Here is a 19,588-nt window from a genome sequence, read left to right as displayed (position 1 = left end):
GTAGAAGAAGCAATCACGCTGTTCGACAATCCGAACGTTCGTTATTACGAACAGCTGTTCTAAAGAAGGAACGCCGGAATGTCAACGCGCCGCGGGCGTAAATCAGGCGACGCCCAGGCAACCGATGTGACCCCAGCCCTCGGCAAGACCATCCAGAGGTTGCGCAAGGCCTATAACATGTCCTTGGGCGAGCTTTCGGAGCATTCTGGCGTCGCGAAATCGATCATTTCGCAGATCGAGCGCAACGAAACCAACCCGACCATCGGCACCGTCTACCGGCTGTCCCGCGCCCTCGATACGACGATCGACGAGGTGCTCAAGCACGACGACGATCCCAATTTCGTCGAGGTCCAGGGCAAATCGGGGGTGCCGATCCTCGAAAGCCAGGACGGGCTGTGCCGGCTGGCGATCGCCGGGCCGCTCAATCTGGTCGAGCAGCTGCAGTGGTATGATTTCCAGGCGCGCCCAGGCGGGGCGCTCGAATCCGACCCGCATCCGGCCGGTACCGTCGAGCATCTCTATCTGCTCAAAGGTGAGCTTGAAGTGACCTGCGACGGCGAGACCCGCCTCATCAAGACCGGCGAATCCGTCAGGTTCCGTGGTGACCGTCCGCACCGGTTGTTCAATCCGGGCACGGACTATGCCCATGCGACCATGGTGCTGGTGCTGCGCCAGATGGGCTCTGAATCCAATTAGGCCGTTGCGGTCTCCGCATAGACTTTGAGAATGCCCATCCAGCCGCCTTCGCTGTCGAAGGCTGCGCGCGACTCGGCGGCTTTTTCGCCGAAACGCTCGAGATTCCGGTGCTCGAGATCGATGCGCGTCGTGCGCGCGTTTTCGGCGGTAAAGCGGATCTCGACCTCGGTCAGAAAATCCGCATCGAACTTCCAGTCGGCGCCGATCTGCCAGGCGAGCAGCACGCGGCTCGGTGGCTCCCAGGCCAGGACATGGCCCCACTGGCATTCGGAGCCGTCGGCGCCGCGCTCATACCAGCGGCCCCGCAGCTGCGGCTCCAGCACGACATCGATCTGCTCGGTGGCGCGGTTGATCGAATGGCTCTTCGGCCACCAGCGCCCCATGCGGCCGGTGAAGACGGCGAAAGCTTTGTCGATGCCGGCTTTGACGACGATGCTCTTGCGGACGGGGGCAGGGGAAATATGGAGGTTCATGACGGATCTTCTGATGAGCGTTCGACTTCGGCGACATAACCATCGAGAGCTTCGGTCCAGAACTGGTCGAGCCAGATCCGGATGGCGGCGAGACCTTTGGGATCGATCCTATAGATGCGGCGGGTGCCCTCGGCGTGATCGGTGACGAGCCCGGCCGCTTTCAGCGCCGCCAGATGCTGCGAAACCGCGGGCCGGCTGATCGGCAGGCCTTGCGCCAACTTGCCCACCGGCTGCGCGCCCTTGGCGAGGCGTTCAAAGATCTGGCGACGGGTCGGATCGGCCAAAGCACTAAATAGGTAAGTCATAGCTTACTGTAAGCTTGCGCTTACGTTCTGTCAAACTCTTAAGTAGATTTACCTTGCCGTCAGTTCGATAATCGAGACGGAGGGCAGCCCCAGGAGGACGATCGCCATGATCGATTGGATGATCCGCGGCCCCGAGATCGCGACGTGTAATTGCGCCTATGGTTGCCCTTGTCAGTTCAATGCGCTGCCGACCCACGGCAACTGCACCGCCACGGTCGGCATGCGCATCGACAAGGGCCATTTCGGCGATGTGCGGCTCGACGGGCTGCATTGGGCCGGGGTCTTTGCGTGGCCAGGCGCCATCCATGAAGGCCATGGCCAGGCGCAGCCTATCGTCGATGAGCGGGCAAGCCCTAAGCAACGCGAAGCTCTTCTCACCATCATGTCGGGGCAGGAGAGCCAGCCGGGCGCCACTTATTTCCAGGTGTTCAGCTCGATGATCGACAAGGTGCATGAGCCCTTGTTCAAGGCGATCGCCTTTGCCGCCGACATCGATGCGGCGACCGGACATATCAAGGTCGACGGTGTCGTCGACGCAAAGGCAGAGCCGATCCGCAATCCGGTGACGGGCCAGCCGCATCGGCCCAAGCTGTCTCTGCGCAACGGTTTCGAATTTCTTGCCGCTGAATTCGCCAGCAGCACGACGAAGACGCAAGGCGCGATCCCGCTCGACTGGTCGGGACGGCATGCGCATCTGACCATGATCCACATGACCGGCGAGGGCATCGTGCGGTGAGCAGCGCGGCGAGCGCTTTCTTTGCGTCGCTCTTCCATCGTCAGCGGCTCGTCGTCATTGCCAGCCTGTCGCTGGTCGTCGTGCTCTGCATCTTCGCCATGCAATGGTCGGGCGACCGGCTGATGATGCTCGACAGCGGCGCAGGAGCATTCCTTTATGCCGTCATGGTCTTCATCATGTGGTGGACGATGATGATGGCGATGATGCTGCCCACCGCCGTGCCGGCGCTTCTCACCGATGCGGCGATCGCCAGCAAATGGTCGCCAGGCGCGGATCGCAGGCTTCTCGAGATCGCCTTCGCGCTCGGCTATGTCAGCGTGTGGACGGCCTTCGCGCTGATCGCCACAGCCGTCAATGTCGGTATCGGGCGTATCGTTCAGATGACGCCGATGATGGCGATCACCAGCCAAATTGTCGGCGTGGCGCTTCTGACACTCGCCGGCCTCTATCAATTGACGCCGGCCAAACAGTCCTGCCTGGTGAAATGCCAGTCGCCGATTGCCTTCCGGCCGGGAGAATGGCGCGCCGGTAGGATGGCCGCCTATCGCCGAGGCCTCGCCCATGGGCTCTATTGCGCGGGGTGCTGCGGCCCCTTGATGCTTTTGCTGTTCTATGGGGGCGTCATGGAAGCCAACTGGATCGGCGGGCTGGCCCTTTATGTGCTGGTGGAAAAGCTCGTGCCGGCGCATTGGCGCCTGCACCAGTTCACCGGTGTGCTGCTGATCTTGTGGGCCGGGGTCCTGGTGGTGTCCCTGATCTGAACTCAGGCAAAAGCAGTCTTGAAGGCCCGCATGATATCGTCATTCAGTTCGAAGCCGATGCCAGGTGACTGCGGCAAGCGTACGAAGCCGTCCTCGATGGGCAGGCTCTTGGACAAGGTCGAGAAGGGATGGAAGGCAAAAGGCGTGACCTCGGCGCCGCCAAGGCCCAGCACCGCCACCAGATGCAGGCTCAACAGGTGGCCGCCATGCGGCCAGAAGGACGAGCGCGGCCAGCCTTCTCCTCTCCTGGTCAAAGCGTGCACAATATTGACATATCCGCTCGCGCCATAACAATGAACCGGGTCGAAGAGCAGGACGTCGCGATCTCGACGTAAGCCGCCATGCGCATCGAGCAGAAGAGCCTCTTCTTCAGAGAAAAGTGGTTCACCCGCCCCCAGGGGACCGGGGTAGAGAGAAGCGACGGCTGACTGAGTCACGAAATCATGCGGGTTGCAGACGTCCTCGAACCACCAGAGATTCATCGGCGCGAGCGCCGTGGCCGCCACACGGGCATCTGCGCGGCGATAGACGTTCATGGCATCGACGGCGAGTCGGGCAGGAGTCCCGAGCGCCTTCGCGGCCGCCTCGATCCGTTTCAGATCGACCGCGATGTCGGGGTTGCCGATCTTCATCTTGGCGTGTGTGAAGCCGAGATCGACGATGCGCCGCATCTCGTCCGCCAGCTGTCCGGTGTCGTTGTCCGGATAGGGGTAACCGCCACCCGCATAGACCTTGACACGATCAGGCAGCAGCGTGTCGTGGTAGACCCTCTTGGCAAGCAATGCGTAAAGCGGCTGTCGGGCGATCTTGGCCGCGATGTCCCACAAGGCCATGTCGAGGACCCCCACGGCGACGCATCTTTCACCATGACCGCCGGGCTTCTCGCCCGCCATCATGACATCTGATGCGCGAAAGGGATCGAGATCGTCACCTTCGTAGCTGAGCCATTCGGTTGGATCGGCCTTCATCAAGCGCGGGATGAAGCGCTCACGTAGAAGGCCGCCCTGGGCATAGCGGCCGACTGATGCGTAACCTCGACCAATGACCGGACTGCCGTCCATGATGACATCGGTGACAATCTCCACGAGGCTGGTGGTGAGGCCGCCGGACGGCAGTGCCGGATCAGCGTAACGTGAGATCGGGATCGTGCATTCCCGTATGTCGGTGATCCGCATCCAGTGCTCCCCGGTTTGACAGGCTAGCTCATATCACCGAATATGGCAGAACGCATATTCTGGAATTAGACATGGCGCGCCCGCGTAGCTTCGACCCCGCCCGGACACTCAGCACCGCGATGATGGTGTTCTGGGAACGCGGTTATTTCAACACCTCGATCGACGACCTCGTCGCCGCCACAGGAGTCAGCCGCTATGGGCTCTATGACGTCTATGAGAACAAGCACGGGCTCTTCCTGGCGGCGCTCGATCACTATCACGAGACGGTTTTCCGGGCGCTCCTGGCGCCGGTCGAGAAGGTGGGCGCGTCGGTCGGCGAGATCCGGCAATATTTCGATGTGGTGCTGGGCTATGCCGGCAAGTCGGATGGCGGCCGGCTCGGCTGCCTCATGTGCAACTCGGCGAGCGAGGTGGCGCCTTTCGATGCGGCCGTGGCGGAACGGGTCAAGCGGTTCCGGGATGTTGCCGGCAAAGCTTTCCGGCGCGCGCTCGGCACGGCGCGCGAGAAAGGCGAGATCGGTGCCGAGATCGATATAACGCGCCATGCCGATTTCCTGACCGCGGCGCTTCAAACAGTCTGGGTCCTGGCGCGTTCAGGAGCGGGCCGCAAGGCGATCAGCCATCATATCGAAGTGACGCTGTCGACCCTCGATCGTGATTGACAGAACGAGCGTTCTGGTAAATAACAGAACATCGGTTCTGAAACAGCTGGGAGGACGCCGTGCCGGAACGCAAGTCATGGGCCGAACGGCTGGCGCACAGCGCGCCACGGGTGATCAAGGAGATCCCGGAAAATATGACCAAGCGGCTGGGGCCAGGCTCGATGGTAGTGCCCAGCGCGGCCGATGTCGACGCCGTCATCAAGATGGTGGGCAAGCGCAAGCTCGTCACCGCGCGTGAGATCGGCCAGTCGCTGGCGCGTACCCACAAGACGACGGTCTGCTGCAGCGTGACGACCGGTATCTGCGCCTGGATCGCCGCCCACGCCGCGCATGAGGCCGAGGAGTTGGGCAAATCGCGGATCACACCCTATTGGCGCGTGCTGAAACCCGGCGGCGAGATCAACGGCAAATATCCAGGTGGCCTCGCCGGCGTCAGAAGGCGCCTGGAAGAGGAGGGGCATGTCATCGTCCGCGACGGCAAGCGGCATGTCGTCAAGGACTACGAAAAGAAGCTGGCCGCCATCTGACAGGGGAGATCCACATGGCATTGCGCGACATCTGGGCCGAATATGAAGGAGCCTGGGCTGAGACCGACCCCGGCAAACGGGCAGAGACCCTCGGTCGGACGCTCGACGGCACATTCGTTTATGTCGATCCGAACATCCGCACCGAAGGCCGGGATCAGCTGTCGCACTATATCGGCGAGTTGCAGAAGACCATTCCGGGCCTGCGTATCGTCACCAATGGTTTCGCCGAGCATCACGAATCCTGCCTGGTCAACTGGACGCTCGAGGACGGCCAGCGGACCGCTATCGCCGCCGGCGTGACCTGTGGCGAGCGCGCTGCAAGCGGACTTCTTGGCAAGGCGTCGGTGTTCTACGGCCCGGCCTGACCCTTAGAGAAGGCCCAGACGCTCCTGGGCCTTGTTCAGATGCATGCGCATGGCGTGACGAGCCTTCTCGGCGTCGCCGGCGACAATGGCCTCGAAAATGGCGACGTGCTCGGTTGCCACATATTCGGTGAGGCCCTCATGCATGGCCGAATTCGCACGGGCGAGCCGGACCGTATCGGTCAGCATCGAGGCCAGGAATTCGTGGAACCTGATGATTGCCGAGTTCTTGGTCAGGCGCGCGATCAGGCGGTGAAACTGCACATCGGCATTGACGCCCTTTTCCAGATCGCCGCCGGCGGCCGACAGGGTCTTGAGGGCCTTTTCCAGCATCGCGAGATCGGTCTTGCCGCGGCGGAGTGCTGCGAGGCCGGCGGCGTCGCTTTCGACGCAGATGCGCAACTCATAGATGTCGCGGGCGGTGGTCTTCTCATGCGGGTCGTTCAGGCCAAGGCGGAAGGCGCGGGTTCCTTCCGAGGGCGAGGTGACATAGACGCCGGAACCCTGCCGGCTGACCACGAGGCCGTCGGATTGCAGGCGCGATATGGCCTCGCGGATCACGGTGCGGCTGACATTGAAGCTCTCGGTGAGGTCCTTCTCGGACGGCAGGCGTGAGCCCGGACCGATGCGTCCCGATTCCATGTCGTTGCGCAGGGCGTCGATGACCAGGTCAGAAAGCCGATCCGGCCGGACGATCGGCTTCGACTTGATCTTCGCCGCAACGCTGCGCCGGCTCAGGAGCCTTGATTGAGAACTTTGCCGGGATTCATCATCCATTTGGGATCCAGGACTCCTTTAATGGCCCGCATCAGCTCCAGCTCGAGCGACGAGCGGTGCTGTTTCAGCGATTTGAGACGCAATTGACCAATTCCGTGTTCGGCACTGAACGTTCCGCCGGCCGCGACGACGACACCCTCGATAAAGGAAGTTATCTCTGTAGCGCGCGCCAAGAGCAAGTCAATTGCACGGCCCTCCGGCGGCATGATGTTGACATGCAGGTTGCCGTCGCCGAGATGGCCGAAAATATTGGGCCGGGCGCCCGGCGCAATCTCGGGCAACCCCGATTCGATGCTGTGCAATACGTCCGGAATGGCGAATATCGGTACGGCGATGTCGTGCTTGATCGCGCCGCCGGCGGCGCGTTCGCCTTCCGACAAGGCCTCGCGCAACGCCCAGAGACGCTGGCGCTGTGTTTCATTCTGCGCGATGACGACGTCCTGGAGCGTGCCGTCGGTGACGAGACGCTCGAAGACCGGCTCGATTCGCGCCGCGAGATCGGCATCGGCATCAAGCGAGGAGACCTCGAGAAGGACGAAGGCCGGATGGCTGTTGGCGAATGGCGACACTGCGCCCGGCAGGTGCCGGCTGACCAGCTCGAGCCCGGCGGCGCCGAAATATTCGCACGAGGTGAGCTCGCTGCCGAAATTCTCCTGGGTGGCGCGGAGCAAAGCGAGCGCCTGATGCGGATCCGAAATGGCGGCGAGCGCCGTCAGGGATTTGCGTGGCCGCGGCACCAGCCGCAAGGTGGCGGCCGTAATGACGCCGAGAATGCCTTCGGAGCCGATGAAGATCTGCTTGAGGTCGATGCCGGTATTGTCCTTGCGCAAGCTGCGCAATCCATTCCAGACCTGGCCGTCGGGAAGCACCACTTCGAGGCCGAGGACTAGATTGCGCATCGAGCCATAGGCCAGCACCTGAATGCCGCCGGCATTGGTGGCGATGGTGCCGCCAACCTGACAGGAGCCTTCGGCGGCGAGGCTCAAAGGCAGAAGGCGGTCGGCCGCCTCGGCAGCCTGCTGTGCGGCCTGCAGGATGACGCCGGCCTCGATCTCCATCGTGTTGTTGAGGGGATCGACATTACGGATGGCGCGCATCCGGCGCAGCGAAAGAATGGCCTGCGCGCCGCTGTTCTCGATCGGCACGGCGCCGCCCACGAGACCGGTATTGCCGCCTTGCGGCACGACGGCGATTCCATGTTCGTTGCAGAGCTTGAGCATCTGCGCCGTCTCATCGGTGGAGCCGGGGAGGAGGATCGCCGCTGATGCGTTGTTGAACAGACCGCGCCAGTCCGTTTCGAACGGACGGCGGTCATCGGCAGACAGCCGAAAGGCGCTTTCGGGCAGGGCCCGCGCCAAAGCCGCCGTGAAATCCGATACCTGATTCATGCCCATTTTCCTCGATAGCGCCGCTGTTTTTTGCCGCAGACGCCAGAGTTACGCGCCTTCATAAGTTGTATGATAACTGATATATGCTGATCTTGACAATACTATAAGAAGGTATCTAATCTGCGCTCACTCGAAAACAGATTTGTGCAGGGGAGCGTGATGGGACGCAGCATCAGACTGACGGTTGGACAAGCGGTCGCGAAGTTTTTGGCGGCGCAATGGACGGAGCGTGACGGCGTCGAACAGCGCCTGATCGGCGGCGCCTGCGGCATCTTCGGACACGGCAATCTATCAGGCCTGGGGCAGGGACTCGCCGAATGCGGCCAGGACATTCCCTTCTATCAGCCGTTCCATGAGCAGAGCATGGTGCATATGGCCGTCGCCTATGCGCGCGTGAAGCGCCGCCTGTCGACCTTCGCCTGCACCGCCTCGATCGGTCCGGGCACCGCCAATATGTATACGGGCGCCGCCGGCGCCACGGTGCAGCGCGTGCCGGTGCTGCTGCTCGCCTCCGATCATTATGCGACGCGCCGCCAGGGCATCGTCCTGCAGCAGCTGGAGCATCCCAATTACGACCTGTCGGTCTCGGATGGCCTGCGCACGGTCAGCGCCTTCTTCGACAAGATCGTGCGGCCCGAGCAGCTGCTGCCCTCGCTCATGGAAGCGATGCGGGTGCTGACGAGCCCGTCCGAAACGGGCGCCGTCACACTGTCCATCTGCCAGGACACGCAAGGCGAAGCCGGCGACTTCCCGGTCGAATTGTTCGAAAAGCGTGTCTGGCGCGTCGAGCGGCGGGCCGCCGATGCCGCCCAGGTGACGCGCGTGGCCGAGATGCTGGCCAAAGCGAAGCAGCCGGTGCTGATCAGCGGTGGCGGCGTCTATTATTCCGAGGCCGAGCAGGAGTTGAAGAGCTTCGCCGAGCGTTTCGGCATTCCGGTGGTCGAGACGGTGGCCGGACGCAGCACCATGCCGGGCGAATCGCTCAATGCGCTGGGCGCGGTCGGCATTGCCGGCAATCTCGCCGCCAACCGGATCGCCAGCCAGGCCGATCTCGTTCTCGCCATCGGCACCAGGCTCACCGATGTCGTGACCTGCTCGCAGACCCTGTTCCAGAATCCCGATGTGCGTTTCGCTTCCATCAACGTGACGGGACGCGATTCGATCAAGCTCGGCGCCGAGCCGATCACCGCCGATGCGAAGGTCGGCCTGACGGCGCTCGCCGAGGCGGCTGCCGCCAAAGGTGTGAAGCCCAAGGCCGACTGGACCACCGAAATGAAGAGCGCCCGCGACGAGTGGACGGGGCTCGCCGAGCCGACGCTCAAGGCCACCGCCGGCCAGAAGATGACCCAGGCGCAGGCCCTGACTCTCGTCAACAAAGCGACGCGGCGCGACTCCTATGTGGTCGCCGCGGCCGGCAGCCTGCCGGGCGATGTCGCCAAATTGTGGGATACGCGCGGTTCCAAGCGCACCCATCTCGAATTCGGCTTCTCCTGCATGACCTATGAAATGCCGGCCGGCATCGGCCTGGTGCTCGGCGGCGAGAAGAACGTCACCGTCGTCATCGGCGATGGCACCTATCTCATGAATCCGAGCGACCTCATCGTCGCAGCGCGCGAAGGGATCAAGCTCACCGTCTGCGTCTTCGTCAATCACGGCTACCAGATCATCCGCGATCTGCAGACGCTCACCACCGGAAGCAGCTTCTCGACCGAGTTCCGCGGCCGCGACAATGCCGGCTCCTATAATGGTGCCTATCTCGGCATCGATATCGGGCAGAACGCCCAGAGCTTGGGCGCCAAGGTGCATCGCGCCCAGACCCCAGAGCAGCTGGAAGCGGCGCTCGCCGCCGCCGACGCCGCGCCCGGCTTGAATGTCGTGGTGATCGAGGTCGAGCCGCACAAGATGTCGGTCGGCACCAAGCACAGCTTCTGGGATATCGCGCCGCCGGAGACTTCCGGCATCCCGGCCGCCCAGGAGCTGCGCCGCAAATACGAAGAACGCCGCGACGCCCTTCAGCGCCATTACCTCTGACAATTCCCCCTCTGCATCCCCCGACGGAGACACAAATGCAGGCCGACAGCACCAATCCTGTTCTCAATTCACCCACGGTCGAAAAAGTCATCAAGCCGATGGGCCACTATCCGCTGCGCATCGTGCGCGGCGAGGGCGTGCGCTTCTGGGACGAGGAGGGCACCGAATATCTCGATGCCGTTTCGGGCGAATGGGTGGTCAATCTTGGCTACCGCCATCCCAAAGTCGTCGCGGCGATCAAGGAACAGCTCGACAGCATCGAATATGTGACGCCGGTCTTCGAGAACGAGCAGCGCACCAAGCTGGCCGAGAAGGTCCTGTCCAAGGCGCCGAAGAACATGCGCAGCGTGCTCTTCGCCTTGAGCGGCGCCGATGCGGTCGAAGGGGCCATGCATCTGGCGATGCGGGCCACCGGGGGAAGCGAGTTCGTCTCGCTGTTCAGCGCCTTCCACGGCACCACCTTCAGCACGCTGGCGCTGAGCTATTCCTATCCGAAGATGCTCGAAGGCTCCAAGGAAGGGCTCGACCGCTACTTGACCCGGCAGATCCGGGTGCCGAATTACAATTGCTATCGCTGTCCGTTCGGCCTGAAGCCCGGCTCTTGCGACATGTTGTGCGCGCGTTATATCGACACCGCCATCAAGCATCAGCCCGACGCCAAGGTCGCCGGCGTGATCATCGAGCTGTTCCAGTCGAATGGCGGCATGATCCCAATGCCGGAAGGGTATATCGAGATGGTGCGCGAGATCTGCACCAAGAACGGCGTGGCGCTCATTGCCGATGAGGTGCAGACGGCCTTCTCGCGCTGCGGCGACATCTTCGCCTCCAATGTCGTGGGCGTCGAACCCGACCTCATCGTGATGGGCAAGGCGTTCGGCGCCGGCCTGCCGCTGTCGGGCGTCGTGGCCGGTGAAGGCTTCACCTCGCTCAGGGGCTGGGAAGCGGGCTTCACCTTGATGGCCACGCCGGCGGTCTGCGCCGGAAGCCTCGCCATGCTGGAAGTCATGGAGGAGGAGGATCTCGGCAAGAATTCGACCGAGATCGGCGCTCACATGGTGGCGCGCCTCAACGACATGAAGGAGCGTTATTCGATCATCGGCGATGTGCGCGGCCTCGGCCTCATGATCGGTGTTGAGCTGGTCAAGGATCGCGAGAGCAAGGAGCCGGCCGATGAGCTGACCGGCTTCGTGTGGAAGGACGCGCTCGAGAAGCAGCGCCTGCTGCTCGGCAAGAGCGGCCCGGTGTTCGGCGACTTCGGCAATGTCATCAAGCTGAAGCCGGCGGTGAACACGACGCGCGACCAGGCCGATGAGATGCTGGACCGGCTCGAGCGCTCGCTTGCCGCCGCCCAGGCCCGTCTTGACAGGATGCACTGAGGATGGCCGGACCTTTCAAGCGCTGGGGTTTCCTGGCGGCGCTCGATTATGAAACCTGGCCGGCCGAACGCGTCGCCCAGACGCTTGCCGCGCAAGGTTATGGCGCGGTCGAATGGACGCTGGCGCATTTCGATCCGCGGCGCATGAACGACGCCGAGCTCGATGCCGCCTTCGCGGCGAGCCGCAAGCACGGCATCGCGGTCTCGGAGATCGTCGTACAGCAGGACCTGGTCTGCGCCGACAAGGCGGAGCGGGCGAGGCGCGTCGACCTGACGATTGCCGCGGCCAAGGCCGCCGTCTGGCGCGATGTGAATCTCATCAATGTGCTGACCGGACCTAACCGCTGGGAAACGGGCCATGTCGATGTCGGCCAGGCGATGCCGGAAGGCGAAGCCTGGACGCTGCTGCTCGATGCCTATGCCCGCATGCTGGACGGTCTTGCCGAGATCGGCGCCGTGGCGGCGCTCGAACCCTGCTGGGGCGGGCTCGCGCATGACTTCCACAGCACCGGCGTGCTGCTGCGCCGCTTCGGCTCGCATCCGGCCTTCGGCATCAATTTCGATCCGAGCCATTTCGCGCTGGCACGCGACGATCTCTCCTGGGTCATCGCCGAGCTCGGCCCCTATATCCGCCATGTCCATATCAAGGACGTCGCCGGCATGCCGGGCCGCGACGGGAAGGAATTCATCTTCCCGCTGATCGGCGAAGGGCTCGTCGACTGGCAGGCGGTGTTCACCGCCCTCGATGCCGCCCGCTATCGCGGCGTGATGTCGGTCGAGTTCGAATCCTACCGTTATTACCGGACGATCCTGAAGTCCGATCCCGCCCGTGCTTCCGAGCTGTCGATGCAGCAGCTGCGCGCGCTCGAAGACCTGTTGCCTGAAGGAATGCGTGCATGACTACGAAATTGAAAGTCGGTGTGATCGGTCTCGGCGAAGTCGGACGCCATCAGGCCAATGGCGTGCGCGCCAGCGCCCATGCCGAGCTCTTCGCAGCGGCTGACCTCAATGCCGAGCTGCTCAAGGCGACCATCGCCGGAACGTCCATCCGCGGCTATGCGCGGGCCGAGGAGCTTCTGGCCGACAAAGACGTCGAAGCCGTCGTCATCTGTGTGCCGCACAAATTCCATGCCGAGCTGTGCGCGAGCGCCCTCAAGGCCGGAAAACATGTGCTGGTCGAGAAGCCGGCGACCGTCACCGCCGTGCAATGCGACGTGCTGAACGGTTTGGCCAAGGATAAGGGTGTCGTCTTCGGCGCCAGCCACAATCAGCTGTTCTATCCGCCGCATCGCTGGCTCGCCGAGGCGATCGCCGAGAAGCGTATCGCGCGGCCGACCACGTTGCGGCTCCGCCTGGCGATCGGCGGCAAGCTCGGCGGCTGGCGCGCCGATCCGGATCTGACCGGCGGCGGCCTGCTGTTCGATGCTGGTTTCCACCGTTTCTACGTGGCCCGTTACATCATGGGTGAGGTCAAAGCGGTGACGGCGGTGCTCGACACCGACAAGCCGCGCGAGAAGGGCGAGGATTCAGGCCTCGTCATCCTGGAATTCCGCGATGGCGGCCGGGCGGTGATCGAAGCCGGCTATCACGCGCCGAAAGGCGCCTTCGACGACCAGGTCGAGGCGGTGACGGCCGACGCGCTGATCCGCATTCCGGGCCTCGAGGCGCATTTCGAGAAGTTCTCGGGCGAGCCCGAGCTGCTGCGCTGGCAGGATGGAAAATGGGCGGCGGTGGACGTCGAGACGGTGGCATGGACCGAAACGGTCGCGCGCTCGGTCGAGAACTTCATCGCGGCGGTCCAGGGACGGGCGAAGCTCGCCGCCGACGGACAGGAAGCCCGCCGCATCGTCGAAATCGTCGAAGCAACCTACCGGTCGGCGGTCGAAGGCCGCCGCATCGCACTTTGAACGCACGTAACGAAAACCAACAGAGGAGGAGAGTAGCATGCGTATCATTTCTCTAGTCGCTGCCTTTGTCTTCGCCGTCACCTCGGCGTTGACGGCGGCGGCCCAGGACAAACCCAAGATCGGCATGCCGATGACGACGCTCAACGATGCGTTCTGGGTCGACTATGTGAATTTCGCCAAGACCGCGGCGGAAGCCTATGGCTATGAGCTGGTGGTGACCGACGCGCAGTCGCGCGAGGACAAGCAGCTGTCCGACATCGAGTCGCTGATCAATGCCGGCGTCAAAGGCGTCATCCTGACCCCGCTCAGCGAGCCGCTCGGCATCCAGGCGATCAACCTGCTCAACAAGGCGAATATCCCGGTCGTCGTCACCGACACCTTCCCGGGCGTCGAAGTGGGATCGGTCCCGAATTACCTTGCCTTCATCAAGCTCGATGACGAAGTGGCCGGCTACAATGTGGCCAAGCACCTGATCGAGAAGGACAACGTCAAGAAGATCGTCGGCATCGGCGGCGTTCCCGGCATTTCCACTTCGGAATCGCGCAATGACGGCCTGAAGAAGGCGGTCGCCGAGCATCCGGGCGTCGAGCTCCTCGACCTTCAGTATACGGACTGGACGCTCGCCAAGGGCCAGACCGTCATGGAAGACTTCCTGACGCGCTTCAGCGACATTGACGGTGTCTGGGGCGCCGGCTCCGACCCGCTCCTGGGCGCCATCGTCGCCATGGAGAACTCCGGCCGCCTCGGTTCGGTCAAGCTCGCCGGCATCGACATCACGGCCGCCGCGCTCGACTCGCTCGCCGAAGGCAAGCTGTCGATGCTCGCCGGCGGCCATTGGGTCATGGGCGGCTATGGTATCACCATCATCCACGACTATCTGAACGGCCAGAAGCCGGACCAGCCGGTCTATGAGATGAGCCTCTATTACCTGACCAAGGACGGTATCGGCGACTATCGCTCGAAGATCATCGAGCCCCTGGCGGCCGGCAAGTCGCTCATCGACTGGAAGGCGATCAGCAAGACGACGAATCCGTCGATCAAATATTCCGACGTCTTCCAGGTGATCAAACCCTGATCGGATTGGTGCAATAATGGCTGACGTCGCAAATCACATGGAAACCGGGCAGGGGACTGCCAAACGCTTCTCGCACGCGATACTCGAAGCGCGCGGATTGCAGAAGCAGTACGGCCCCGTCCATGCGGTGCGCGACGTCGGCCTCACCCTTCATGCCGGCGAAGCGCTGGCCTTGTGCGGCGAGAACGGCGCCGGCAAGTCGACCATTTTCAAGATACTGGCCGGGGAAGTGACGCCGGATGGCGGCGAGATCACGCTCAATGGCGACCCATTCAGGCCTGATTCAGCGGCATCGGCGGTGCGCGCCGGCGTGTCGATGGTCTATCAGGAATTCAACACGCTGCCGAACACTTCGGTCGCCGAGAATGTCTTTCTCGGGCGGATGGACATGTTCCGCCGTTTCGGCATTATCGACTGGACCAAGCTCCATGCCGCGGCGCAAGAGGTGCTGAACCGGCTCGGTCTCAAGATCGATCCCCGTGCTTCCATCGGCAGCCTGTCGCCCTCGACCTGCAAGATGATCGAGCTGGCACGCGCCCTGTCGACCAATCCGAAAGTTCTGCTGCTCGACGAGATCACCGCGTCGCTCGACCATGACGACGCCGACACTTTGCACCGGCTGATGGCCGATCTGCGTGCCCAGGGGGTGGGCATCCTTTATGTCTCGCACCGCCTGCAGGAGATTTTCGGCAGCTGTACGACCGTCGAGGTCATGAAGGACGGCGCCTATGTCACGACGCGTCCGGTCGAGGATCTCGACGAGAGCCAGCTGTCGGCCCTGATGATCGGCCGCAAGATCGATGTCTGGGAGCGGACCCCGGGTCTCGCCGACCGGCCGGTCATGCTGGCGCTCGACGGCCTGAGCGGGGCTGGCTTCAAGGACGTGTCGCTGAAAGTGCGGCGCGGCCAGATTGTCACGCTGGCCGGCCTTGCCGGTTCGGGCGCCGATGCCGTTCTCGAAGCCGTCTTCGGCGCGGTCGCCGTCAGCAAAGGCAGCATTGAGCTCGACGGCAAGCGGCATGAAGGCCGGGATATTCCTGAGGCGATCGCCGCCGGCATCGCCATGGTTCCGAAAGAGCGCGCCGTCGAAGGCCTGATCGACAGCGCCGATATCCAGTTCAATATCGGGCTTGCCGGGCTCACTCGCAATGCGCGCGGCGGTTTCGTCGACGGCAGCGCTGAGTCCAAGGATGCCGAGCAGGGCATGCAGCTTTTCCGCATCAAGGCGCCGAGCGCGGCGACGGCGGTGCGCAACCTCTCCGGCGGCAACAAGCAGAAGGTGCTGCTGGCCAAGTGGTTCCTGACCAATCCCAAGCTCATTCTTCTCAACAACCCGACGCGTGGCGTCGATGTCGGCGTCAAGCTCGAGATCTATGAGATGCTGCAGAAGTTGCGCGAAGAGCGCGATCTCGCCGTGCTCATGGCTTCAGAGGACATGGCCGAGGTCATCCGCGTCAGCGACATGGTGATCACCATCCGCCACGGCGCGATTTCCGGCGTCTTCGAAGGTGAGGCCATCACCGAAACCAATCTCATAAATGCGATGATCTAGAGAGCGACATGCTATGAGCGATATGACAGCTTCCACCCCATCCTTGCGATCCGGCATGAATTTCGATCGCCTGCGGACCTATTTCCCCTTCATGGTCCTCATCCTGGTCTGCATCGGCTTCGCCATCTTCTCCGACCAGTTCGTGAGCGCGCGCAATCTGGAGACCGTGCTGCGCCAGGCATCGGTGCTGTCGATCGCCGCCATGGGCGCGACCTTCATCATCATGATGGCCTCCATTGATCTGTCGGTCGGCTCGGTGGTCGGGCTTTCGGCGGTCATCGTCGCCTATTTCATGCAGTCGAACGGTCTCCTGGCGGCGCCGGCAGGATTGCTGAGCGGCGCTTTCCTCGGCGCCCTGGTCGGCGTCATCTATGCCAAGATGAAGGTGCCGTCCTTCATCGTGACGCTGGGCCTTCTGGTCGCCGGCCATGGCATGATGCTGCACATCACCGAAGGCCGTCCGATCATGATCAAGGACGAGACGATGCGCTGGATCGGTTCCGGCGATATCGCCGGCGTGCCGACGATCGTCATCGTGGCGCTCATCGCCTTCGCCGTCGCTTACGTGATCCAGAACCACACGATCCTCGGCCGCAGCATCGTCGCCATCGGCGGCGGTGAGATGGTGGCGCAGCGTTCCGGCATACGCATCGACCGGGTCAAGATCGGCACCTTCGCGCTGGCCGGCCTTTATTCCGGCCTTGCCGGGATCGTTCTGTCTTCGCGCATGGGCGCCGGCAGCCCGACGGCCGGCACGGGCCTCGAGCTCGACGTGATCGCCGCCGTGGTCATCGGCGGAACACCGCTCACCGGCGGCATGGGGGGCGTGGTGGGCACCATCATCGGCGCGCTCATCATTACCATCCTGTCCAACGGCCTCAATCTGGCGGGCGTTTCGTCTTATTCGCAGCTGATCATCAAGGGCGCGGTGCTGATCATCGCCGTGGTGATTTCCATCGACCGCAAGAAGATCGGAGTGATCAAGTGAGCAGACTTTCGCTGGAGACCGTCGAGGACGGGGTGCGCCGCTACATCACCGGTGTCGCCAAGCAGGACAAAGCGATGCTGGCGGCGCTGTTCGCGCCGACGGCGCATATCACCGGCATCGATGAAGGCAAGCCGATCTCGGTGCCGCGCGACCGCTGGATCGAGGTCGTCTGCGCTCCCGACAAAGCGGGAGCGGGTGCTCCCGACTATCGGATCAGCTCCGTCACCATCATGGAGACGGTCGCCTGCGCCTTTGTCGAAACCGTCTATGGCGGCTTCCGCTATTGTGACGCGCTGAGCTTCGTCGCGTCCGGTTCCGGCATCCAGGTCAGCGGCAAGACCTTCCATCAATATCCGAAGGCGGTCTGACCGTCAGGTCGCCTCGACGCGCCGCGACGGCCGCACAAGCACGATCAGGCCTGCCACCAGGATGAGCAGCATGCCGAGCAGCGTCGTCGCTGCCGGCACCTCGGCGAAAAACAGGAAGCCCCAGAGCGGCGCCCAGATCATGCCGGTATATTCGAAGACGGTGACGAGGCTGGCATCGGCCAGGCGATAGGCCTGCGTGATGAGCACCATCGCGATGGCGGCGATGGCACCGCAGGCGGCCATCATCGCGAAGCTCAAGGGATCGGGCCACGACCACGGCCGGACCAGGAACGCAAGGCTCGGATGGTCCGACGTGGTGATGCCGCCGAGATGGAAGACCAACGCCATGAGACCGGCGCCGACGAGATAGACCCAATTCTGGTAGAAGGCCATGACGGAGGCCGGCTCTGTCACGCCGAGCTTCCTGGCGAAGAGCATGGCCAGCGCATAGGTGATGGCGGCCAGCAGGCTGAACAATGCGGCCGGCTCGAAGAAGCCGAAGCCCGGCTTCAGGATGACCAGCACACCGGCAAAACCGACGAAGAGAGCGATGATCGCCTTGAGCTCGACGCGCTCGCCGAGGATCGGGGCGGCGAGAAAGGTGACGAGGAAGGGCGCGGTGAAGAACAGCACGATCGCCTCGGCGAGCGGCAGGGCCGGAAACGCCAGGTAATAGGACGTGTAGGCGATAAGCAGGATGACTCCGCGGAAGATCAGCACCCAATAGCGCGGCGAGAAGAGTTGCCGGATTCCGCCATTCAGATGGACGAAGAACAGGAGGATGGGCAACGCGACGATCGAGCGCGTGGCGACCGCCTGGGTGACAGCATAGTCGCCGCTCACCGCCTTGATGATCGCATCCTGGGTCGAAATGATCAGGATGCCGGCGCAGAGCGACGCGATGCCGAGCAGGTTCCTGTTGCCGGAGAGAAATGCCATGGGAGGAGACTGAAGAGGTTGGGGATGAGGCGCTCGCCTGTTCGCGGCATGGCTGCAACAGGCGCGACCGGTCTTTAGCTAATGCCGCAGAGCCTGCCAATGGCCGGGTGTCAGACCAAAAGCCTGCTTGAACTGCCGCGTCATGTGGCTCTGATCGGCAAAGCCGCTGAGGAAGGCGGCCTCGGCCAGGGGCTCACCGCTGAGGATAGCGGCCTTGGCACGGTCGAGGCGGCGCATGGTGAGATAGCGATAGGGACTGGTGCCGAGTCGCGTCCGGAAATGCCGGGCGAGCGCATAACGGTCGAGCCCGGTTTCGGTCTCGAGCTCCTCCGAAGCGACGACGCGGGCAAAATGCGCGTCGAGAAACTGGCGGGCGCGGTCGACCGCGTGCGCGGAGGTGGCAGACATCCGGCGCGCCGGCAGCGAGGCGTCCAGGGCAAAGAGGGCATCGGCGATTGCGGTGACGATGCGGTCCCTTTCGAGTGGCTCGAGCGCGCGCGTGAGATCGGCAAGGGCCGCGCCGAGTGCCGCAAGAAGCGCTGGATCGGACGAGACGGCCGTCTTCAGGAACGGCAGAGCATGGGTCCGGCCGCGCAGGGCCTCGCTGATCAGGCGTGGCTCGATATAAAGCATCCGATAGCGGAACCCCGTCGCGACGCCGGCGCGGCCGTCATGGACTTCGTCGGGATGGAGCACCATGGCATTGCCGGCAAGACTGTCGGCCTGGGCGCCGCGATAGGTGAAGGACTGGACGCCGCTGATCGTGTAGCCCAGCGCATAGGTGTCGTGGCGATGCGGATCATAAGCATACCCTGAGAAAAAGGCCTCGATGCGCTCGAAGCCGGCGCCAGCGGGCGCATGACCGATCCAGTCACCGTCGTGTGCGCCGCACGATCGTTCAAGACGGATCTGCGGCATTTCTCCTAAGGTCTGCGGCATGACATTCGATACCAAGATCGCCATCGTGGTGCGCGAGAGCCTGGCACAATGGCAGAAACTCAATGTGACCGCCTTTCTCGCCGGCGGCCTTGCCGGAGTCTACCCCGAGATCGTCGGCGACCGCTACCGGGACGGCAGCGGCGTTGCCTATGGACCTCTGGTGCGCCAGCCCATCCTCGTCTTCGCGGCAGACGCCGAGGCGTTGACGCGGGTGCTGAAACGGGCGGCCGAGCGCGGCGTCGTGCCGTCTATCTACACGATGGAGCTGTTCACGACCTATAACGATGTCGACAATCGTGCGGCGGTGGCGAATGTTCCGACCGACAAGCTCGATCTCGCCGGGGTCGCTCTTCATGCCGAGCGCAAAACGCTCGACAAGATCGTCAAAGGCCTGAAGCTGCATGCGTGACCCACCTCTCACAGCAGGATGACGGCAACCTTCACAACGGTGGTGAGGACGGTGACGATCAACAGACCGGCGAAAACGGTTTCGACAGGACGCATGGCGTTCTCCTATCCTGAAACAATCGGCCCCCAATTGATTGTCACAGA

The 19,588-nt window shown here is 63.2% G+C and carries 22 protein-coding genes; 15 read left to right on the top strand and 7 right to left on the bottom strand.

Annotated elements, in window-relative coordinates; genetic code table 11:
* The first annotated feature begins 78 nt into the window (after window positions 1-78).
* The gene (locus tag JHL16_RS10795) at window positions 79-696 is read left to right on the top strand and encodes a helix-turn-helix domain-containing protein (protein WP_200184825.1); all 618 of its coding nucleotides are present in this window, start codon (window positions 79-81) and stop codon (window positions 694-696) included.
* On the opposite strand, the gene JHL16_RS10790 is transcribed toward JHL16_RS10795, so the two are convergent.
* Together JHL16_RS10790 and JHL16_RS10785 are read right to left on the bottom strand one after the other, a co-directional pair.
* Entirely contained in the window at window positions 693-1,169 is a 477-nt protein-coding gene (locus tag JHL16_RS10790; RefSeq protein ID WP_200184824.1) for an SRPBCC family protein, read from the bottom strand. The genes JHL16_RS10795 and JHL16_RS10790 overlap by 4 nt on opposite strands.
* On the bottom strand, window positions 1,166-1,474 hold the full coding sequence (locus tag JHL16_RS10785) for an ArsR/SmtB family transcription factor (protein ID WP_200184823.1): 309 nt from the start codon (window positions 1,472-1,474) through the stop codon (window positions 1,166-1,168). The genes JHL16_RS10790 and JHL16_RS10785 overlap by 4 nt, the downstream gene beginning before the upstream one ends.
* Before the next feature lie 106 nt (window positions 1,475-1,580).
* Here JHL16_RS10785 and JHL16_RS10780 point away from each other — a divergent pair, with 106 nt between their 5' ends.
* Both JHL16_RS10780 and JHL16_RS10775 read left to right on the top strand, forming a co-directional pair.
* The gene (locus JHL16_RS10780) at window positions 1,581-2,210 is read left to right on the top strand and encodes a DUF1326 domain-containing protein (protein ID WP_171028501.1); all 630 of its coding nucleotides are present in this window, start codon (window positions 1,581-1,583) and stop codon (window positions 2,208-2,210) included.
* The gene (locus tag JHL16_RS10775) at window positions 2,207-2,971 is read left to right on the top strand and encodes a copper chaperone (protein WP_200184822.1); all 765 of its coding nucleotides are present in this window, start codon (window positions 2,207-2,209) and stop codon (window positions 2,969-2,971) included. The genes JHL16_RS10780 and JHL16_RS10775 overlap by 4 nt, the downstream gene beginning before the upstream one ends.
* Before the next feature lie 2 nt (window positions 2,972-2,973).
* Here JHL16_RS10775 and JHL16_RS10770 read toward each other — a convergent pair whose 3' ends face one another.
* Window positions 2,974-4,146 carry an enolase C-terminal domain-like protein gene (locus JHL16_RS10770; RefSeq protein WP_200184821.1) on the bottom strand — a complete coding sequence of 391 codons (1,173 nt, stop codon included), beginning with the start codon at window positions 4,144-4,146 and terminating at the stop codon, window positions 2,974-2,976.
* Between the two features lie 71 nt (window positions 4,147-4,217).
* Here JHL16_RS10770 and JHL16_RS10765 point away from each other — a divergent pair, with 71 nt between their 5' ends.
* The 3 genes from JHL16_RS10765 to JHL16_RS10755 are packed head-to-tail and all read left to right on the top strand — an operon-like array spanning window position 4,218 to window position 5,700.
* Complete coding sequence (locus tag JHL16_RS10765) at window positions 4,218-4,808, top strand: TetR/AcrR family transcriptional regulator (RefSeq protein ID WP_200184820.1); 591 nt, start codon at window positions 4,218-4,220, stop codon at window positions 4,806-4,808.
* Window positions 4,809-4,867: 59 nt separating this feature from the next.
* A complete protein-coding gene (locus JHL16_RS10760; protein ID WP_200184819.1) occupies window positions 4,868-5,335 on the top strand; it encodes an MGMT family protein in 468 nt (155 codons plus the stop codon).
* 14 nt (window positions 5,336-5,349) lie between these two features.
* Window positions 5,350-5,700, top strand: a complete 351-nt coding sequence (locus JHL16_RS10755) for a hypothetical protein (RefSeq protein WP_200184818.1) — start codon at window positions 5,350-5,352, stop codon at window positions 5,698-5,700.
* A gap of 3 nt (window positions 5,701-5,703) precedes the next feature.
* Here JHL16_RS10755 and JHL16_RS10750 read toward each other — a convergent pair whose 3' ends face one another.
* Window positions 5,704-6,474: a FadR/GntR family transcriptional regulator gene (locus tag JHL16_RS10750; RefSeq protein WP_137857746.1), complete on the bottom strand. Its 771-nt coding sequence runs from the start codon at window positions 6,472-6,474 to the stop codon at window positions 5,704-5,706.
* Window positions 6,432-7,862, bottom strand: a complete 1,431-nt coding sequence (locus JHL16_RS10745; RefSeq protein ID WP_200184817.1) for an FAD-binding oxidoreductase — start codon at window positions 7,860-7,862, stop codon at window positions 6,432-6,434. The genes JHL16_RS10750 and JHL16_RS10745 overlap by 43 nt, the downstream gene beginning before the upstream one ends.
* 159 nt (window positions 7,863-8,021) lie before the next feature.
* Here JHL16_RS10745 and JHL16_RS10740 point away from each other — a divergent pair, with 159 nt between their 5' ends.
* From JHL16_RS10740 to JHL16_RS10705, 8 genes are read left to right on the top strand one after another with little or no spacing between them, the layout of a single operon-like run.
* The gene (locus JHL16_RS10740; RefSeq protein WP_200184816.1) at window positions 8,022-9,893 is read left to right on the top strand and encodes a thiamine pyrophosphate-dependent enzyme; all 1,872 of its coding nucleotides are present in this window, start codon (window positions 8,022-8,024) and stop codon (window positions 9,891-9,893) included.
* Between the two features lie 35 nt (window positions 9,894-9,928).
* Window positions 9,929-11,269: an aspartate aminotransferase family protein gene (locus JHL16_RS10735; RefSeq protein WP_200184815.1), complete on the top strand. Its 1,341-nt coding sequence runs from the start codon at window positions 9,929-9,931 to the stop codon at window positions 11,267-11,269.
* A 2-nt stretch (window positions 11,270-11,271) separates the two neighbouring features.
* Entirely contained in the window at window positions 11,272-12,168 is an 897-nt protein-coding gene (locus tag JHL16_RS10730) for a sugar phosphate isomerase/epimerase family protein (protein ID WP_200184814.1), read from the top strand.
* The gene (locus JHL16_RS10725; protein WP_200184813.1) at window positions 12,165-13,175 is read left to right on the top strand and encodes a Gfo/Idh/MocA family protein; all 1,011 of its coding nucleotides are present in this window, start codon (window positions 12,165-12,167) and stop codon (window positions 13,173-13,175) included. Before JHL16_RS10730 ends, JHL16_RS10725 begins: the two co-directional genes overlap by 4 nt.
* A gap of 37 nt (window positions 13,176-13,212) precedes the next feature.
* Window positions 13,213-14,250 (top strand): sugar ABC transporter substrate-binding protein, encoded by a 1,038-nt coding sequence (locus JHL16_RS10720; protein WP_200184812.1) that lies wholly within the window; start codon window positions 13,213-13,215, stop codon window positions 14,248-14,250.
* A 16-nt stretch (window positions 14,251-14,266) separates the two neighbouring features.
* Window positions 14,267-15,802: a sugar ABC transporter ATP-binding protein gene (locus tag JHL16_RS10715; RefSeq protein WP_200184811.1), complete on the top strand. Its 1,536-nt coding sequence runs from the start codon at window positions 14,267-14,269 to the stop codon at window positions 15,800-15,802.
* 55 nt (window positions 15,803-15,857) lie between these two features.
* A complete protein-coding gene (locus tag JHL16_RS10710; RefSeq protein WP_200184810.1) occupies window positions 15,858-16,790 on the top strand; it encodes an ABC transporter permease in 933 nt (310 codons plus the stop codon).
* Entirely contained in the window at window positions 16,787-17,158 is a 372-nt protein-coding gene (locus tag JHL16_RS10705; protein WP_200184809.1) for a nuclear transport factor 2 family protein, read from the top strand. The genes JHL16_RS10710 and JHL16_RS10705 overlap by 4 nt, the downstream gene beginning before the upstream one ends.
* 3 nt (window positions 17,159-17,161) lie before the next feature.
* Here the strand turns inward: JHL16_RS10705 and JHL16_RS10700 are convergent, their stop codons facing one another.
* Window positions 17,162-18,097: a DMT family transporter gene (locus JHL16_RS10700; RefSeq protein WP_200184808.1), complete on the bottom strand. Its 936-nt coding sequence runs from the start codon at window positions 18,095-18,097 to the stop codon at window positions 17,162-17,164.
* Between the two features lie 78 nt (window positions 18,098-18,175).
* The gene (locus JHL16_RS10695) at window positions 18,176-19,015 is read right to left on the bottom strand and encodes an AraC family transcriptional regulator (protein WP_246770854.1); all 840 of its coding nucleotides are present in this window, start codon (window positions 19,013-19,015) and stop codon (window positions 18,176-18,178) included.
* A 19-nt stretch (window positions 19,016-19,034) separates the two neighbouring features.
* On the opposite strand from JHL16_RS10695, the gene JHL16_RS10690 reads away from it, so the two are divergent.
* Window positions 19,035-19,445, top strand: coding sequence for a DUF2000 family protein (locus JHL16_RS10690; RefSeq protein ID WP_200184806.1), 411 nt, complete (start codon window positions 19,035-19,037; stop codon window positions 19,443-19,445).
* The last annotated feature ends 143 nt before the right edge of the window (window positions 19,446-19,588 follow it).

It is taken from the genome of Taklimakanibacter albus (assembly GCF_016595235.1).
Classification (GTDB): Bacteria; Pseudomonadota; Alphaproteobacteria; order Rhizobiales; family Aestuariivirgaceae; genus Taklimakanibacter; species Taklimakanibacter albus.
Note: the sequence above shows the minus strand (reverse complement) of the source record. Positions and strands in the feature narration are given on the sequence as shown.

Coding starts and splice junctions, on each gene's coding strand:
- JHL16_RS10795 (WP_200184825.1), top strand. CDS start 79: ATGTCAACGCGCCGCGGGCGTAAATCAGGCGACGCCCAGGCAACCGAT.
- JHL16_RS10790 (WP_200184824.1), bottom strand. CDS start 1,169: ATGAACCTCCATATTTCCCCTGCCCCCGTCCGCAAGAGCATCGTCGTC.
- JHL16_RS10785 (WP_200184823.1), bottom strand. CDS start 1,474: ATGACTTACCTATTTAGTGCTTTGGCCGATCCGACCCGTCGCCAGATC.
- JHL16_RS10780 (WP_171028501.1), top strand. CDS start 1,581: ATGATCGATTGGATGATCCGCGGCCCCGAGATCGCGACGTGTAATTGC.
- JHL16_RS10770 (WP_200184821.1), bottom strand. CDS start 4,146: ATGCGGATCACCGACATACGGGAATGCACGATCCCGATCTCACGTTAC.
- JHL16_RS10765 (WP_200184820.1), top strand. CDS start 4,218: ATGGCGCGCCCGCGTAGCTTCGACCCCGCCCGGACACTCAGCACCGCG.
- JHL16_RS10755 (WP_200184818.1), top strand. CDS start 5,350: ATGGCATTGCGCGACATCTGGGCCGAATATGAAGGAGCCTGGGCTGAG.
- JHL16_RS10750 (WP_137857746.1), bottom strand. CDS start 6,474: ATGGATGATGAATCCCGGCAAAGTTCTCAATCAAGGCTCCTGAGCCGG.
- JHL16_RS10745 (WP_200184817.1), bottom strand. CDS start 7,862: ATGAATCAGGTATCGGATTTCACGGCGGCTTTGGCGCGGGCCCTGCCC.
- JHL16_RS10740 (WP_200184816.1), top strand. CDS start 8,022: ATGGGACGCAGCATCAGACTGACGGTTGGACAAGCGGTCGCGAAGTTT.
- JHL16_RS10735 (WP_200184815.1), top strand. CDS start 9,929: ATGCAGGCCGACAGCACCAATCCTGTTCTCAATTCACCCACGGTCGAA.
- JHL16_RS10730 (WP_200184814.1), top strand. CDS start 11,272: ATGGCCGGACCTTTCAAGCGCTGGGGTTTCCTGGCGGCGCTCGATTAT.
- JHL16_RS10725 (WP_200184813.1), top strand. CDS start 12,165: ATGACTACGAAATTGAAAGTCGGTGTGATCGGTCTCGGCGAAGTCGGA.
- JHL16_RS10720 (WP_200184812.1), top strand. CDS start 13,213: ATGCGTATCATTTCTCTAGTCGCTGCCTTTGTCTTCGCCGTCACCTCG.
- JHL16_RS10715 (WP_200184811.1), top strand. CDS start 14,267: ATGGCTGACGTCGCAAATCACATGGAAACCGGGCAGGGGACTGCCAAA.
- JHL16_RS10710 (WP_200184810.1), top strand. CDS start 15,858: ATGAATTTCGATCGCCTGCGGACCTATTTCCCCTTCATGGTCCTCATC.
- JHL16_RS10700 (WP_200184808.1), bottom strand. CDS start 18,097: ATGGCATTTCTCTCCGGCAACAGGAACCTGCTCGGCATCGCGTCGCTC.
- JHL16_RS10695 (WP_246770854.1), bottom strand. CDS start 19,015: ATGCCGCAGATCCGTCTTGAACGATCGTGCGGCGCACACGACGGTGAC.
- JHL16_RS10690 (WP_200184806.1), top strand. CDS start 19,035: ATGACATTCGATACCAAGATCGCCATCGTGGTGCGCGAGAGCCTGGCA.